The following is a 15903-nucleotide window of genomic DNA, read 5'->3' on the forward strand; positions in this document are numbered from 1 at the left end:
AGAGGGGCGGCGTCCGGGCGAACGCCGCTGCTCTCTACAGCTGCTTGATCTCGGTGACCAGGGCCGAGATGCTCTTCTTGGCGTCGCCGAAGAGCATGGACGTGCGCGGCGCGTAGAACAACTCGTTTTCGATCCCGGCGAAGCCGGCACCCATGGAGCGCTTGAGAACGATGCAGCTCTTCGCCTTGTCCACGTCGAGGATCGGCATTCCGAAAATCGGCGAGGACGGGTCGGTGCGAGCGGCGGGATTCACCACGTCGTTTGCCCCAATGACGATCGCGACGTCGCAGTTGTCGAAGTCAGTGTTGATGTCCTCCATCGCGAGCATCTTGTCGTACGGCACGTTCGCTTCGGCGAGGAGCACGTTCATGTGCCCGGGCATGCGACCCGCGACGGCATGGATTGCGTACCGCACGGTCCCGCCCTTCTTCTCAATGAGCTCGGCCAGTTCGCGCACCACGTGCTGCGCCTGGGCCACGGCCATGCCGTACCCCGGGACCACGATCACGCTGGTCGCATAGGCGAGCTGGATGGCAGCGTCCTCAGCCGCGATGGACTTCACCGTGAGTCCGGCGGAGCTCTTGGCTGATGTCGCGGTTGCTCCGCCAAACGCGCCGAACAGCACGTTGGCCAGTGAACGGTTCATCGCCTTGCACATGATCTGCGAGAGGATGATGCCCGACGATCCCACCAGCGCCCCCGAGACGATCAGCACGTCGTTGCGAATCACGAAGCCGGTCATCGCCCCGGCGATCCCGGAGTAGGAGTTCAGCAGGGAGATCACCACCGGCATGTCCGCCCCGCCGATCGGGATGACGAGCAGGATGCCGAGGAGGAGCGAGATGCCCACGACGGCATAGAACGGCCACAGCAGCGATTCGGTCGTTGTGAGCTGGTAGATCGACAGGCCGATCACGGCGAGGAACAGCAGGGCATTGAGCGCCTTCTGGGCCGGGAAGGTGATGGGTTTTCCCGACATGACCTCCTGCAACTTGGCCCACGCAATGATGCTGCCGGTCAGGGTCACGGCGCCGATCAACACCGACAGCTGGATGGTGACACCCGTGTCGACGGGAATCACCTCCGAGCGGAGCTCCGACTTGAGGAACTCGGCGCCGCCGACCAGCAGTGAGGCCGCGCCACCAAACCCGTTGAGGATGGCGACCATCTGCGGCATCGACGTCATCTGGACCGAGCGCGCCATCCACCAGCCGATCGCGCTGCCGACGATGAGGCCGGCAAACATCGCCGCGGGCGACAGCAGCTCGATCTGCAGGACGGTGACGGCAATTGCGATCAACATCCCGACCGCTGACAGACGGTTCCCCTGCCGTGCGGTCGCCGGGTTCTGCAGTTGCTTGAGACCGGTGATGAAGATGCCGGCCGCGGCCAAGGTAGATCAGTCGTTCCAGAGAGGCGGGGATCACTGCTTGTCCTCCTTGCGGAACATCTGGAGCATGCGGTCCGTGACCGCGTAACCGCCCACGACATTCATCATGGCAAAGACGACGGCGAGGAAGCCGATCACGTTCGAGATCCACCCGAGGCCGGCGGACGCCACGAGGAGCGCACCAACGATCGTGATCCCCGAGATCGCATTGGCTCCCGACATGAGGGGAGTGTGCAGCGTGGGCGGCACGCGCCCGATGAGTTCGGCACCGAGGTACGTCGCGAGGACGAAGACCACGATGCCCGTAATGAGAGCGTCAGACATGCGGGATGGAGTTGGGCGTCGTCAGGGTCAGGCGCGGGACTGCCCCGCGTGCGTGAGGCACATCGGGCCGGTGATCTCGTCATCCAGGTTGATCGCGATCGCGCCGTCCTTGATGAGGTGCTGCAGGAGGGTCAGCACGTTCTTGGAGAACATGACGGACGCATGGAAGGGAATCGTGCTGGGGAGGTTGACGGCGCCAACAATCGTGACGCCCTGCACCTGCACGACCTCGCCGGCCACGGTCCCCTCGCAATTGCCGCCGGTCTCGGCGGCCAGGTCAACAATCACCGCCCCCGGCTTCATCGTGGCGACCATCGCGGCGGTGATCAGTCGAGGCGCCTGCTTGCCGGGAATTTGCGCCGTGGTCACCACGAGGTCCTGATCCTTCAGGTGCTGCGCCAGCGCGTCCATGGTCTTGGCGCGCTCCTCATCCGTCTGCGCGCGTGCATATCCACCAGCCGCTTCTGCGTCCGACGAAGGTTCCGGGCCAACGAAGGTCGCTCCCAGCGAGAGCACCTGTTCGCGGGCGGCCGCGCGCACGTCAAAGCCCGAAACCTGTGCGCCCAGCCGCCGCGCCGTCGCGATCGCCATCAGCCCGGCGACACCGGCGCCGATCACAAAGGCCTTCGCGGGCGGAATGTTGCCCGCGGCCGTGGTGAGCATCGGCATCAGCTTGCAACTCTGGGACGCGCCAATGAGCACCGCCTTGTAGCCGGCAATCGTCGCTTGCGACGACAAGATGTCCATCGACTGCGCGCGCGTAATGCGCGGCACCTTTTCCAGGGCCAGGGCGGTGACCCCGCGCGACGTCAGCCGCGCGATGATGTCCGCCGAGGTCGCGACCGGGAGGAGCGAAATCAGGATCGCACCCTGACGCAACAGGTCGCACTCAGCCAGTGACGGCCGCTGCACCTTCACCACCACGTCGGCGTCGGAGAGCGCGCCCTCCATGGTGTCAACCAGCTCGGCCCCGGCCGCGGCGTACGCCTCGTCCGGGTAATTGGCCGGCGTGCCCGCCCCGCGTTGGACCCGGACGTCGACGCCGGCTTTTTTCAGCCGCGAGACACTCTCCGGGACAAGACCGACCCGGTGCTCACCAGGAACGCTCTCCCGGGGGACCCCTATGCGCATGCGAATTACCCGATGGAAGGACGGCGCAAATTCCACTCCCGGTCACGGGAATACAAGGCGCAGGATCCCGCATGTTTTTCGGGCGAAAAACCGCTATCGCCTCGTGTCTCAGGGTCGTGGCAGGTATTTCGCGGGGATTTCGTTGCCCGGGCGCTCCGCATCCCAATACACCGTCACGATCCACCAACGGGTGCCATCGCGAAGAAGCTGGATCGAGTTGATCCCACGGGCGAACGGTTGCTCGGCCCGATCGGCCGTGCGCCGCGACTCGTAGGTGGAGAAGGCGTGGGCGATGTTTCCGTAGCCCTCCGAGGCTCGGTGGACCTCGATCTCGAAAAACCCGGACGACTCCAGGCCGGGGCCGGCGCGCTTGATGTAGTCCTCGACCCCCAGCACCACCGCCCGGGCACCGCCGCTCGGTACCACTCCTGTCGGGACGAGGCGGGCGTGCGGGACGAACAGGGACCGGAAACGATTCCAGTCGCGCACCTGTCCAGCCGGTCCCGAGATGACGTCGTACAGGGCCGCGATGACCGCGTCCACCGAGCCCACGTCGGTGGGACGGGCCGCAGGGCGTGGGATGGTGTCGACCGACGGCGGTGGGGGTGATTGCCCCGGCAGGGGGGCCGCGGCGAGCGCGGCGGCAACCGCAATGGTGGTCAAGCGCAAGGCGCCCTCCGGTGAGTGGGATTGCTGAAAACTACCGGCGGGGGCCGCTGCGAAAGCCACGACCGGGCCGAACCGTTTCAAAGCAGACGCGCGCGCCGCGGCCACCGTGTACCCTTCCGACGCGCGGCGCAACTGTCCCGCCGCCCTCACACGGTCAGGAATCGAAATGAAGAAAGTGATCGTCGTCGGGGCGGGGGCAGCGGGTACCATGGCGGCCATCTTTGCAGCGGCCTCGGGTGCCGAGACCGTGCTCGTCGAGGGGACCCGAGATGGCGGTCGCAAGATCCTGATCAGCGGCGGTGGGCGATGCAACGTCCTGCCCATGGTCGCGGATGAATCACGCTTCGTGACCGACTCCTCACCCCACTCGCTGCGCAAGTTTCTCCGGGCATGGCCGCTGCACGAGCAGCGAGCGTTTTTCGAGCACACCATCGGCATCCCCCTCGTCGAGGAGGTAGCGAGTGGCAAGATCTTTCCCGCCTCCCACAAGGCGCGGGACATTCGGGATGGCCTGCTGAATCACGCGCGCGCATGTGGGGTCGGCATGATCATGCAAACGCGGATGGTCGACGCTGCGCCGCGCGACGGACGATGGCTTGTCTCGCTGGATACCGGGGCGTCGCTCGAGGCCGACGCCCTGGTGCTGGCGACGGGAGGACGCTCTGTGCCAAATACGGGAAGCGACGGCATGGGGCTGGATCTCCTCGGCCGCCTGGGGCATGTCGTGCATCCAACCTACGCGGCGCTCACGCCGTTGCTGGATGCCCATGGCACCTTTGCCGATCTTGCGGGAGTGTCGCTCGCGGTTTCGCTGGTTGCGAAAAGCGATCGATTTGTCGCGGCGTCGAGTGGGGGATTCCTCTTCACGCATCAGGGGTACAGCGGTCCGTCGGTGCTCGATGTGTCGCACGTGGTATCGCGCGCCCATCGTGGCCACAGCGGACCCGCCACCGTTCACGTGCAATGGACCACGCTGGGGGACGCAGAATGGGAGGCGGCGTTGCGGCCTCACGGGGCGCGCACCGTGACCGGCGCGCTGCGCGCGGAGTTGCCGGATCGGCTCGCGGCGGCGCTGCTGCACCGCGCCGCGGTGGATCCCGCGCGACAGCTGGCCGAGTTGCGGCGCGAGGAAAAGGCCCGGATCATCGAGACCCTGGTGCGGGGCGTCCTGCCGTGCACAGGGGACGACGGCTACCGGAAGGCAGAGGTGACGGGCGGCGGAGCATCGTTAGGCGAGGTGCATCCTCGCACCCTCGAGAGCCGCCGCCACCCGGGGCTCTATCTGTGCGGCGAGCTGCTCGACGCCTTCGGGCCGATCGGCGGGTACAACTTCCTGTGGGCGTGGGCCACCGGACGCACCGCGGGGACCGCCGCCGCGTCCACCGGGTGAACGACGGCGCGGGAGCGCGACGTCAGGTGACCAGCCCTTCGGCGGCGAAATGCGGGTTGTCGAAGCCCGGCTTGCCGTAGGTCAAGGCTTCACCGGCCAACGTCCGGATGCGGCCGCCGGCCGCCGCGAGGACGGCGTGCCCTGCGGCGATATCCCATTCCATTGTCCGACCGAGCCGGGGATACACATCGGCCTCACCCGCCGCCACCAGGCACAGCTTGAGCGAGGAGCCGGCGTTGATGGTCGCGGCGACCAGCCGGCCGTCCAGAAAGCGGTCGAGGGCCTCGGCGTCACCGTGGGATCGACTCGCCACGACCACCAAACCGGACGCTGGAACCTCGCGGCAGCGGATGGGACGCCGTGTGCCACCCTCCTCCACCAAGGCCCCGTGCCCCACGACCCCGACAAATAGGCGGTCCAGGGCGGGGGCGAGCACCACCCCGAAGACCGGTTCACCATGGCGGACAAGCGCGATGTTCACTGTGAACTCGCCATTCCGGCTGATGAACTCCTTGGTGCCGTCCAGGGGGTCCACCAGCCAGAACCACTCCCCCACCTGGGGCGCCGCACCGGCGGCGACGGCCTCCTCGGCGACCACTGGCACCTCGGGGGTCAGGTGGCCCAGCGCACGGGTAATAATGGCCTCGGCGCGCTCATCGGCCTCGGTGACGGGCGAGGAATCCGATTTCCCCCGAACCGCGAACTCCGTCGAGTAGACTTCCATGATCGCGGCCCCCGCCTCTCGGGCGGTCGCGATGACTGCGGCCTGCCAACTGACGTCGGCGACCCGTTGTTCGTCCATCTCGTGCCTGCCTCTCGACGAAGGGACTGCCCAAGATACTCGGGGGCCTGCGCGTCGGGGGGCTGGCACGTGCATTGCCTCCCCTTCATGTCTCACGAGACCTGCTCACCTGGTACACGACTTGAATTCGATGGCTCGTTCATGAAGCTCACGCATTTGCAGCGTCTCGAGGCCGAGAGCATTCACATCATGCGGGAAGTGATCGCCGAGAGCGACAACCCCGTCATGCTGTACTCCGTGGGGAAGGACAGCGCGGTGATGCTGCACCTGGCCCGGAAGGCGTTTTTCCCCTCTGTGCCGCCGTTTCCGCTCCTGCATGTCGACACCACCTGGAAGTTCCGGGCGATGTACGAGCTGCGCGAGCGCATGGCCAGGGAGATGGGGATGCCATTGCTCGTGTACCAGAATCCCGAGGCTGCCGCACTGGGGATCAACCCGTTCGACCACGGGTCGCAAATCCACACGGACATGTGGAAGACGCAGGGGCTCAAGCAGGCGCTCGACTTGCATGGATTCGACGCGGCGTTCGGCGGGGCTCGGCGCGACGAGGAAAAGTCGCGGGCCAAGGAGCGCATCTTCTCATTCCGCAGCGCACAGCACCGTTGGGATCCCAAGCTCCAGCGACCCGAACTCTGGCGCTTGTACAACGGGCGCAAGCACAAGGGGGAGTCGATCCGCGTGTTCCCCCTGTCCAACTGGACGGAGCTGGACATCTGGCAGTACATCCACCTCGAGCAGATTCCGATCGTGCCGTTGTATTTCGCGGCGGAGCGCCCGGTGGTGGACCGCGATGGCACCCTGATCATGGTGGACGACGACCGCATGCGCCTCCGGCCCGGCGAAGTCCCCATGCTGAAGAAGGTTCGCTTCCGGACCCTGGGGTGTTACCCGCTCTCGGGTGCGATCGAGTCCAATGCGGACTCCCTGGTCGCGATCATCCAGGAGATGCTGCTTGCCCGAACGTCTGAACGGCAGGGCCGTATGATCGATCACGATACCGCGGCATCCATGGAGAAGAAGAAGCAGGAGGGGTATTTCTGATGGCGCACGTATCGGACCTGATTGCCACGGACATCGAGGCGTACCTGCACCAGCATGAGCGCAAGGGCTTGTTGCGCTTCATCACGTGTGGATCCGTGGACGACGGCAAGAGCACGGTGATCGGCCGCCTGCTGTATGAATCGAAGATGCTGTTCGAGGACCAGGTCGCGGCGATCGAGGCGGATTCGAAAAAGTTCGGCACGCAGGGCGGCGAGATCGATTTTGCGCTGCTCGTCGACGGGCTGGCGGCCGAGCGCGAGCAGGGGATCACGATCGACGTCGCTTACCGCTTCTTCAGCACCGACCGCCGCAAGTTCATCGTCGCCGATACGCCGGGGCACGAGCAGTACACGCGCAACATGATCACCGGGGCGTCCACCGCGGACGCGGCGGTGATCCTGATTGACGCACGCAAGGGCGTCCTCACGCAGACGCGGCGCCATAGCTACCTCGTGAGCCTCATCGGGATCCGCAACGTCGTGCTGGCCATCAACAAGATGGACCTCGTCGACTTCTCCGAGGCGACCTTCCGGGCCATCGAGGCCGACTACCGTGCGTTTGCAGCACGCATCGGGCTGGAGCACATCACCGCGATCCCGCTGTCGGGGTTGCGCGGCGACAACATGGTCGAGCGCAGCACGCGCACCCCGTGGTACCAGGGGCCGACCCTCATGGAGTTCCTCGAGACCACCGAGGTCGACGAGGACCGCTTGCAGGCCGAACCGTTCCGACTCCCGGTGCAGTGGGTCAACCGCCCCAACTTGGACTTCCGCGGGTATTGCGGAGTAGTCACGGCGGGCGTGGTGCGCCCCGGCGACCGGATCCGCGTCGTCCCCTCGGGCCGCGAGAGCGTGGTGACGCGGTTGGTCACGCCCGCGGGTGACGTGAACGAGGCCGTGGCCGGTCAGTCGGTGACCGTGACGCTCGCCGATGAGGTCGACATCTCGCGCGGCGACGTGATCGCCACAGCAGACGCACCACCCGAGGTCGCGGACCAGTTCGAGTGCACCGTGGTCTGGATGGCCGATGAGCCACTCCTCCCCGGGCGGCCGTACCTGCTCAAGATCGGGGCGCGCACCGTCAGTGCCACGGTCACCGATGCCAAGTACAAGGTGAACGTCAACACCATGGAGCATCTGGCGACCAAGGCGCTGGCGCTCAACGAAATTGGCGTGTGCAACATCGCGATCGACCGACCGATCGCCTTCGATCCGTACAAGGCCAACAAGGATACCGGCGGCTTCATCCTGATCGACCGGATGACCAACAACACGGTCGGCGCGGGCATGATCCACTTCGCCCTGCGTCGGTCACACAACATTCACCTGCAGCACCTCGACATCGACAAGCAGGCACGGGCTCGACTCAAGGGGCAGCACCCGGTCGTGCTCTGGTTCACCGGATTGTCTGGCGCCGGCAAGTCGACGATCGCCAACCTGGTGGAGAAAAAGCTGCACGCGCTCGGGCGCCACTCGTACCTGCTCGACGGCGACAACGTCCGCCACGGACTCAACAAGGACCTCGGCTTCACCGAAGGGGACCGCGTGGAGAACATCCGACGCGTCGCCGAAGTCGCCAAGCTGATGGTCGATGCCGGCCTCATTGTGTTGACGGCATTCATCTCGCCGTTCCGGTCCGAACGCGCAATGGCCCGCACTCTCCTCGGCGAGAACGAATTCATCGAGATCCATGTGGACACGCCGCTCGACGTCGCGGAGTCGCGCGACGTGAAGGGGCTCTACAAGAAGGCTCGACGCGGGGAACTGCGGAACTTCACCGGGATCGACTCGCCGTACGAGCCGCCCGAAACGCCGGACCTCAGGGTCAACACCGTGGAGACGACGCCTGAACAGGCTGCGGACCTGGTGATCGAGAAACTCCGGTCGCTCGGCCTGCTCGAGGCGTGAGCCGGCGCCCCTATGGACGGTATGTGACGCTCACGTAGGGGCGCAGTTTTTCGTCGTACGGCTGATCAAGGGAGTACCCGATTCCGGCGCGAATCCGCACCGCCGGGAGTCGGGCGAACCCGATCGCCGGCCAGCGCCACTCGTCCTCGATGCCAAAGGTGCGTTGGTAGTTCGTGATGGTGTCGCCCGCGGCGACCCACATCGCCCATGGCTGCAGTCCGGCCACGCGAATGGCTGCCCGCAGCCCCTCGACCTTGCGGCCCTGGGCGTACCCTACAGGCACGGAGGGCAGGGGCACCCGCTGGCTGAGGTAGGCCGAGTCCACAAAAGGCATGGGGGCCCCGCCCACCGCAAACTGCTCAAAGGCGCGGCCAAACTCCCCAGCGTCCGGAGCGTCCACCTCACCGCGGAACGCGTCGACGCGCAGCGACCGGCGCGCCCCGCCTAACGTCACTCCGGCGCTGAGGATGCGCCGCACCCACGACTCGCCGCGGGTGCTGCCCCGGGACTCGGATATTGCCCCCGTGGGGGTCAGGGTCCAGCTCCACATCGGGACGGACAACCGAAGACGTGCCTCCCCAAACCCCATCGCCCGCGAGGCGCCGTCGAGCTGGTTGCCGTCTACCTTGCCGACGCTTCCGCCCGCTCGTGCCGTCCAGCCGTAGGCCGCCTTCTCCCGCTGTGACCGAAAGGCCAACCCCCCACCGGTGAAGCGCGAGTCGATGTTCAACGAGGCGTAGCTGCCCGAGCGCTGCCTGGACGGCGCATGGTCGCCATACCAGGCGCTGCCCTCGATCTCGACGCGCCCGGTGCGCAGCGCCGTCCAGGCGGATCCACCACGCCAGGCGCCGCGCTGCCCGTGCGCACCCTGGAGCACGGTGCTCCAGCGCCCCACGGGGTCCACCGAGGCGAGCATGAGGCTGGCGAGGTCACCATCCGGCCCGAAGCTAAAACCGGGAAGCAGGCGCCACCCGCGCGGCCCGAGTCCGTAGTCGCTGGCCCGGACGCTGTCGACGCTGCGGAACGTCATGCCGCCCCCACCCGGACGTGGAGCGCTCGGCGACAGACGCGCATCGAGCGCGACGACCCGCTGCGCACTGCGGATTGAGGTGCGGCGCAGGTCATAGCCGCGTGCATGCAAGGTGAGGAACCACACCTGCCCGTCGCCGGCCACGTCGGGACCGGCCACGGCTCCCGTCACGCGCGTCAGCGTCTGCGTGTTCTGGCCGCTGAGGTCGGCCAGCTCAAGGTTCGTGATGCCACCCGCTTCGCTCACCGCGACCAGTCGACCATCCGGCGCCCACGCCGGTGCATATCGTGCCGCACCGTCTGCGTAACGCACCGGCGTCTCCGCGCCGGTCAGCGCGTCGATGACGGAGACCCCCCACGCGCCGTCCCGGTGGACGCCGGCCAGGATGCGCCGGCCGTCGGCCGACACGCGCGGACGGTGCCAGACCACGGTGGGGCTTCCCGCGGTGATCCGCGTCCATGTGCCACGCTCCAGGTCGACGCGCACCAGGTCACAGATCCCACCCGCACAACGCACCGCCGCAGCGGACTTGCCGTCGGGGAAGGGGTCGGCCGTCCGGATCCCCGCGCCATGGGTGACGCGGCGCAGGCGTCCGGATCGTCGATTCCACAGGAAGAGATCGGGGCGCGAGGCGCCGTCGCCTAACGGCTCGTCGCGCACCACGAGGAGGCGTTCCCCGTCGGCCAGCCAGCGCGGCGCGTCGGCGGCGCGTCCGCGGGCCGCCCGCAGCGTAGCTATGGACCGTTTGGGTGCGGGGAAGGAATCAAACGGAAGGACGTCGCGCGGGTCGCGCTCCAGCGCCCGCCGGCGCGCCCATACCACGCTGCTGTCCAGTCCCTCCGTCGCGGTGCTCCACACCACGACGCGGCCGGGCGCGTTCGGTGACCGCACGACCGTCGCGACGAACTGCCCGTCCTTGGACACCGCCGGTTCACCCGTTCCCCACGCGAGTCGCTGGACCAGCTGGCCTTCGGCCAGCCCAGCCTGCGTCAGGGTGCGCCGCGCCTCGAACGCCTTCTCCATGACCTCGGTGTAGAACGCCCCGTACAGTTCGTCCGGGGAGGCACCATAGACACCGCGGAACGCTTCGGCAAACGAACGCCGCTGCATCGCGCTCATGCGTCGCCACAGGTGAGTGAGCGATTCCTCTCCCTTTCGCGCCGCGAGCCACTCCAGAAACGCGGAGCCCACCAGGTACCGCATGGACCCTCCCAGGAATGGGGCGGGGGAGGACAGCTCGCGGTACTTCGGGAGCTGTCCTTCCAGCGCCCACTGCCGGAGGACGGCCGCCCGGCCCACGCTGCTTGGGCGGCCGTTCCCCGTGAGGCGGCCTTCGATGTAGGTCGCGTACCCCTCGATCACCCATGCGGGCGACTTGCGGGCCACCGGGCCGATGCGTGACGGGGCAAAGCGCCACAGGAGCCGCTCCGCACCATTGCGCGGCGCCACCGTGAGGTGCGCGATGTGACCGTACTCGTGTACGGCGAGTATCTCGCCCCACCCGCGGTGGGTCCCGAACGTCGGCCCGGGGGACGGTGGCGTCGGCCAGAGAAAGATCGTGGGGCCGTCGAGCAGCGGGACGGCGAAGCCGTTCGCGGTATTCGACGGATCTTCGACGAGGACTGTGGTCGGCTTGTCCGGCTTGCTCCCCACGAGGTTGTGCACGGCGGCGGCATACGCCTCCATGCGGCTCGCGATCGGGGTCACCCAGGCGCGCATCTCCGCCGGGAAGTGAATGCGAAAGGACGGGGTGACGATGGTCTCCCAATCCTGGGCGGGACGCGTCAGGTATTGTGCGCGTGGTGCCACGAATGGAAAGGCAGCCAGCAGGACGCACAACGCGCGGTTCAGGCGAGGCATGGATTCGGGCAGCTGGGACAGGAAAACAGGCTGCCGGAAGTTACCGACCACGACCGTTAGGCGGCTGCGCAAACATCACGCGTGGCCTGTGACCTGGATCCCGCAAACAAGAAAGGACGGGGCCACAGCCCCGTCCTCGTCACACCGGCACGACCAGCCTTACGCCGACTTCTTCTTGCGCTCAGCCATCGCGTCCTGCACCCACGTCAACGGGATCAGGAAGAGCGGGGTGAGAAAGTGGCCGAGCAGGAGGTTGACCCAGGTGAGCGCGAGGAAGAAGGCCCCGAGTCCCAGTCCAACCCAGAGTGTGCCGAGCGGTCCGTGCGTCTCCACGAGTATCTCCTGGCAGTGTGCGGGTGCAGCGGGAATCTTAAGAATCGGTTGGACGCCGTGGTAGTGCAGTCGGGTAGATTGCGCCCGTGCCCAGGACTGACGCCGCCACCAAGGTGCGAGCCGCGATCGATCCCCTGATCGACGAAGGAGCGCCCGTGGTGCTCGCCGTCTCAGGTGGTCGCGACTCCATGTGCCTGCTCCATGCCGCCGCCAACCACCCCCGGCGAACGAGTCGGATCGTGGTGGCCTCGTTCGACCACGGCACCGGCAGACACTCGCGGGAGGCAGTTGGGCTTGTCAGGGAAACGGCGCAGGCCGTCGGCCTGGAGTTCATCGGCGGGACGTCCGGGGGGCGGGGGTGGTCGGAAGCGGCCTGGCGCGAGGCACGCTGGGCGTTTCTTCTGGAGGTGGCCGCGAGGGAGCACGCGCTCATTGCCACGGCGCACCACCACGACGATCACATCGAAACCCTCGTGATGCGGACATTGCGTGGGGCCGGGGCGCGAGGCCTTGCGGGGCTCCGCCTCTCTCCGCGTCCCGAAGTGCAGCTCCGGCGTCCGTTCCTCGCGGTCGACCGTCGGACCCTTGCCTCCTACGCCGCGGCGCACCGCATCCGTTGGATCGAAGACCCCACGAACGCGGACCCGTCCTTCTTTCGCAATCGAGTGCGAAGGGACCTCTTGCCTGCACTGGAGGCGGTGCATGCCACCTTCTCGCGAGATATGGATCAGCTCAGCGCGCGGGCGGCCACGCTGCGTGCGGAGCTTGACCGTACGGTTGCCACGCTGGAGCGCGGCATCGTTGGGGGGGTGGTCCGCGTCGATCCGTCGCTGCTGACCCTGCCTGCGGCCGGGCGCGCGCTGGTTTGGGGGGCGATCCTGCAGCGCGCCGGCGTGGTGCTCGACCGCCGCGGTTACGAGCGGCTTGGCGAGCTCGGCGTCATGATGGCGGGTGACGAGGTGCAGTTGTCCGGCCGTGTCTCCGTCGCACGGACGTCGGACTTCGTCTGCATTCATCGCCAGCGCGGGACCTGGGCGCCACGTGAGTTGGCGGAAGGGACGGTGCGGGTAGGCCCGTGGAGGTTTGCCGTGTGCGAAGCCCGCGGGGTGGCCGACACTTGGGGGGCGTGGGGGTGGCCGGCACCAAAGGAGGGCGTCTCCTGGCTGCTGCGTCCCTGGCGCGGAGGGGATCGGTGGCGGGGGCCCGGCTGCGACGCGCCACGGCTCGTGGCACGATTTCTCGCGGAGGCCGGTGTTCCGGCTTCTGCACGAGAGGGGTGGCCAGTGGTCGAGACAAACGGCGAGATTGTCTGGGTTCCTGGAACACGCCGCGCTCCCGCGGCGCCCGCATCACCCGGAGGGGTGTTTCGACTGGTGCGTTGTGACTTCATCGATCGCTGATCCTCGCCTGTTGGGGCGAACCGTCCGCCGGGTGGTGTTCACCGAGGCGGAGATCGCGCAGCGCGCGCGGGAACTGGGCGAGCAGATCACGGATGCGTACCCAGAGGGCGAGCTCCTCGTCCTGGGGCTGCTCAAGGGGAGCTTCATCTTCGTTTCTGACCTGGTCCGCGCGATTCGGCGGCCGTTACAAGTGGACTTCCTCGTCGTGTCATCCTACGGGAACGAGATGGTCTCCAGCGGGAACGTGAAGCTCGTGTACGATCCCGAGACGCAGCTGGCGGGGAAGCACATCCTCTTGGTGGAGGACATCGTGGACTCGGGCCGGACCCTGGCCCGGGTGATCGAGATCCTCAAGGGCCGCGGACCCCGTTCCATAGAAGTTTGTGCCTTACTCGACAAGCACGACCGCACGTTTTTGACGAGTCCCCCCCGGTTTCTCGGGTTCGATGCACCCAACGAGTTCCTTGTGGGGTATGGGTTGGATCATGCGGAGAACTTTCGGCATTTACCGTACGTAGCATCCTTGCAGTAGCTCATCTGGACTTACATGCCAGCCATCCCTCCCAAGAAGCCCGTTTCGTGGGGCAGCGTCTCCAAGGGCCTGTCGTTCTGGATCCTCGTGATCCTGATCCCCGTGGCGATCATCCAGCTGTCGGGGTCGGGCCGTGATGCCCCGGTCGCGATCCAGTATTGGCAGTACCGCGCCCAGCTCGAAAAGGACAACATCCTCAAGGCCACCATTCAGGGTGGCAAGCAGGTCACGGGGGAGTTCAAGTCCAAGGTCGAGCTGAACCAGCGTTCGTCAACGAAGTTCGTGACGAAGCTCCCGGTCCGGGACTCGGAAGACGAGCTGCGCGCGTTGCGGGAGAAGAACGTGCAGGTGGACGCCCAGGAGGAGCGGGCCTCGCTCGCCGGCTTCCTGCTCGCCGTCCTGCCGTACGTCATCTTCATCGGGCTGTGGATCTTCCTGTTCCGGCAGATTCAGGCGGGTGGGAACAAGGCCTTTTCGTTCGGGAAGTCCAAGGCGAAGCTGCTCACTGGCGACACCCCCAAGGTGACCTTTGCCGACGTGGCCGGGTGCGACGAGGCCAAGGTCGAGCTGCAGGAGATCATCGAGTTCCTCAAGGACCCGCAGAAGTTCACCAAGCTTGGCGGGCGGCTCCCCAAGGGCGCGCTCCTGGTGGGCCCGCCGGGGACGGGCAAGACCTTGCTCGCGCGCGCGGTCGCCGGCGAGGCCGGTCGTCCGTTTTTCTCCATGTCGGGGTCGGACTTCGTCGAGATGTTCGTCGGCGTTGGGGCTTCACGCGTCCGTGACCTGTTCGAGCAGGGCAAGGCGAGCGCGCCGTGCATCATCTTCATCGACGAGATTGATGCGGTCGGCCGGCACCGCGGTGCGGGGCTGGGTGGCGGGCACGACGAGCGTGAGCAGACGCTCAACCAGCTGCTCGTCGAGATGGACGGCTTCGAGTCCAACGAAGGCGTGATCCTGATTGCGGCTACCAACCGACCCGACGTGCTCGACCCGGCGCTCCTGCGACCGGGCCGGTTCGACCGGCAAATCGTCGTGGATGCCCCCGACCTGCGTGGCCGGGAAGGGATTCTGCGGGTGCACATGCGCAATAAGCCCATGGCCGACGATGTGGACGTCACCAAGGTCGCGCGCGGCACGCCGGGCATGGCGGGTGCCGAGCTTGCGAACCTCGTGAACGAGGCGGCGCTGCTCGCGGCCCGCCGCGGGCACGACCGCATCTTCATGAACGACTTCGAGGAAGCCAAGGACAAGGTCATGCTCGGCGCCGAGCGCAAGTCGCTCGTGATGAAGGAGGAGGAGCGTCGCCTCACCGCCTATCACGAGGCCGGCCACGCGGTCTGTGCCGTGAAGGTCAAGGGCAACGATCCGCTGCATAAGGTCACTATCGTCCCACGCGGGCGGGCGCTGGGCCTTGCCTTCACGCTGCCCGAGGACGACCGCGTGTCCGTCACGCGCGAACAGATCGAGGCGCGGCTGGTGATGGCCTACGGCGGCCGCGTGGCCGAAGAGATCATCTTCGGCCGTGAGCGGGTCACCACCGGCGCGGCGAGCGACATCCAGCAGGCCACGGGGATCGCCCGCCGTTACGTGACGCAGTGGGGGCTGTCCGATCGCATCGGGCCGATCCTCGTTGGGGAGAACGAACAGGAAGTCTTTCTCGGTCGCGAGCTCATGAGTCGCCGCGAGGTCTCCGAACAGACGGCTGAACTGGTGGACACCGAGGTCAAGCGCGTGATCGATGCCGCCTACCAGCGTGCCACGGCGGTGCTGACGGAGAACATCGATCTGCTGCATGCCGTGGCCAAGTCGCTACTCGAGCGGGAGACGCTCTCGCGCGAGGACTTCGACGTCTTGAATCGCGGGGAAGTCCTGCCGCCGCGTGCTCCAGCGCCACCGACGGTGTCGTCGGCGCCACCGACGACGGTGCTTCCTCCGCTCAAGCCGGTGGTCCCCCCGCTCCTTGGCGGTCCGGAACCGTCGCCGGCGTAGGGCCAGCGCCTAACGGCATCCGCAACGCCCCCGCGCTACCCGGCGTGGGGGCGTTACGTTTGGGGCCATGTGGCCTGCCGTTCGTGCGTGGGGGCGAGCCCACCC

The 15903-nt window shown here is 67.1% G+C and carries 13 protein-coding genes; 6 read left to right on the forward strand and 7 right to left on the reverse strand.

Features of this window, described 5'->3' with window-relative positions; genetic code table 11:
• Window positions 1-34: 34 nt before the first annotated feature.
• From IPK85_16560 to IPK85_16575, 4 genes are all read right to left on the reverse strand, one after another.
• A complete protein-coding gene (locus IPK85_16560; GenBank protein ID MBK8248991.1) occupies window positions 35-1393 on the reverse strand; it encodes an NAD(P)(+) transhydrogenase (Re/Si-specific) subunit beta in 1359 nt (452 codons plus the stop codon).
• A 30-nt stretch (window positions 1394-1423) separates the two neighbouring features.
• Entirely contained in the window at window positions 1424-1714 is a 291-nt protein-coding gene (locus IPK85_16565; protein MBK8248992.1) for an NAD(P) transhydrogenase subunit alpha, read from the reverse strand.
• A 27-nt stretch (window positions 1715-1741) separates the two neighbouring features.
• Window positions 1742-2845, reverse strand: coding sequence for a Re/Si-specific NAD(P)(+) transhydrogenase subunit alpha (locus IPK85_16570; protein MBK8248993.1), 1104 nt, complete (start codon window positions 2843-2845; stop codon window positions 1742-1744).
• A gap of 108 nt (window positions 2846-2953) precedes the next feature.
• Window positions 2954-3514 carry a hypothetical protein gene (locus IPK85_16575; protein MBK8248994.1) on the reverse strand — a complete coding sequence of 187 codons (561 nt, stop codon included), beginning with the start codon at window positions 3512-3514 and terminating at the stop codon, window positions 2954-2956.
• Window positions 3515-3680: 166 nt separating this feature from the next.
• Here IPK85_16575 and IPK85_16580 point away from each other — a divergent pair, with 166 nt between their 5' ends.
• On the forward strand, window positions 3681-4904 hold the full coding sequence (locus tag IPK85_16580) for an aminoacetone oxidase family FAD-binding enzyme (protein ID MBK8248995.1): 1224 nt from the start codon (window positions 3681-3683) through the stop codon (window positions 4902-4904).
• A gap of 22 nt (window positions 4905-4926) precedes the next feature.
• Here the strand turns inward: IPK85_16580 and cysQ are convergent, their stop codons facing one another.
• Window positions 4927-5706 carry a 3'(2'),5'-bisphosphate nucleotidase CysQ gene (gene cysQ / locus IPK85_16585; protein MBK8248996.1) on the reverse strand — a complete coding sequence of 260 codons (780 nt, stop codon included), beginning with the start codon at window positions 5704-5706 and terminating at the stop codon, window positions 4927-4929.
• Window positions 5707-5847: 141 nt separating this feature from the next.
• Between cysQ and cysD the strand changes: the two genes are divergently transcribed.
• Entirely contained in the window at window positions 5848-6747 is a 900-nt protein-coding gene (gene cysD / locus IPK85_16590) for a sulfate adenylyltransferase subunit CysD (GenBank protein MBK8248997.1), read from the forward strand.
• Window positions 6747-8654 carry a sulfate adenylyltransferase subunit CysN gene (cysN, locus tag IPK85_16595; protein MBK8248998.1) on the forward strand — a complete coding sequence of 636 codons (1908 nt, stop codon included), beginning with the start codon at window positions 6747-6749 and terminating at the stop codon, window positions 8652-8654. Before cysD ends, cysN begins: the two co-directional genes overlap by 1 nt.
• Window positions 8655-8664: 10 nt before the next feature.
• Here the strand turns inward: cysN and IPK85_16600 are convergent, their stop codons facing one another.
• Together IPK85_16600 and IPK85_16605 are read right to left on the reverse strand one after the other, a co-directional pair.
• The gene (locus IPK85_16600; GenBank protein MBK8248999.1) at window positions 8665-11544 is read right to left on the reverse strand and encodes a hypothetical protein; all 2880 of its coding nucleotides are present in this window, start codon (window positions 11542-11544) and stop codon (window positions 8665-8667) included.
• A gap of 159 nt (window positions 11545-11703) precedes the next feature.
• Complete coding sequence (locus tag IPK85_16605) at window positions 11704-11877, reverse strand: hypothetical protein (GenBank protein ID MBK8249000.1); 174 nt, start codon at window positions 11875-11877, stop codon at window positions 11704-11706.
• Between the two features lie 86 nt (window positions 11878-11963).
• Between IPK85_16605 and tilS the strand changes: the two genes are divergently transcribed.
• The 3 genes from tilS to ftsH are packed head-to-tail and all read left to right on the forward strand — an operon-like array spanning window position 11964 to window position 15798.
• Window positions 11964-13277, forward strand: a complete 1314-nt coding sequence (gene tilS, locus IPK85_16610; protein ID MBK8249001.1) for a tRNA lysidine(34) synthetase TilS — start codon at window positions 11964-11966, stop codon at window positions 13275-13277.
• A gap of 10 nt (window positions 13278-13287) precedes the next feature.
• Window positions 13288-13809, forward strand: a complete 522-nt coding sequence (gene hpt / locus IPK85_16615; GenBank protein ID MBK8249002.1) for a hypoxanthine phosphoribosyltransferase — start codon at window positions 13288-13290, stop codon at window positions 13807-13809.
• A 15-nt stretch (window positions 13810-13824) separates the two neighbouring features.
• Window positions 13825-15798: an ATP-dependent zinc metalloprotease FtsH gene (gene ftsH, locus IPK85_16620; protein MBK8249003.1), complete on the forward strand. Its 1974-nt coding sequence runs from the start codon at window positions 13825-13827 to the stop codon at window positions 15796-15798.
• Window positions 15799-15903: the final 105 nt, after the last annotated feature.

The sequence above is a fragment of the Gemmatimonadota bacterium genome (assembly GCA_016712265.1).
In the GTDB taxonomy this organism is placed as follows: Bacteria; Gemmatimonadota; Gemmatimonadetes; order Gemmatimonadales; family Gemmatimonadaceae; genus RBC101.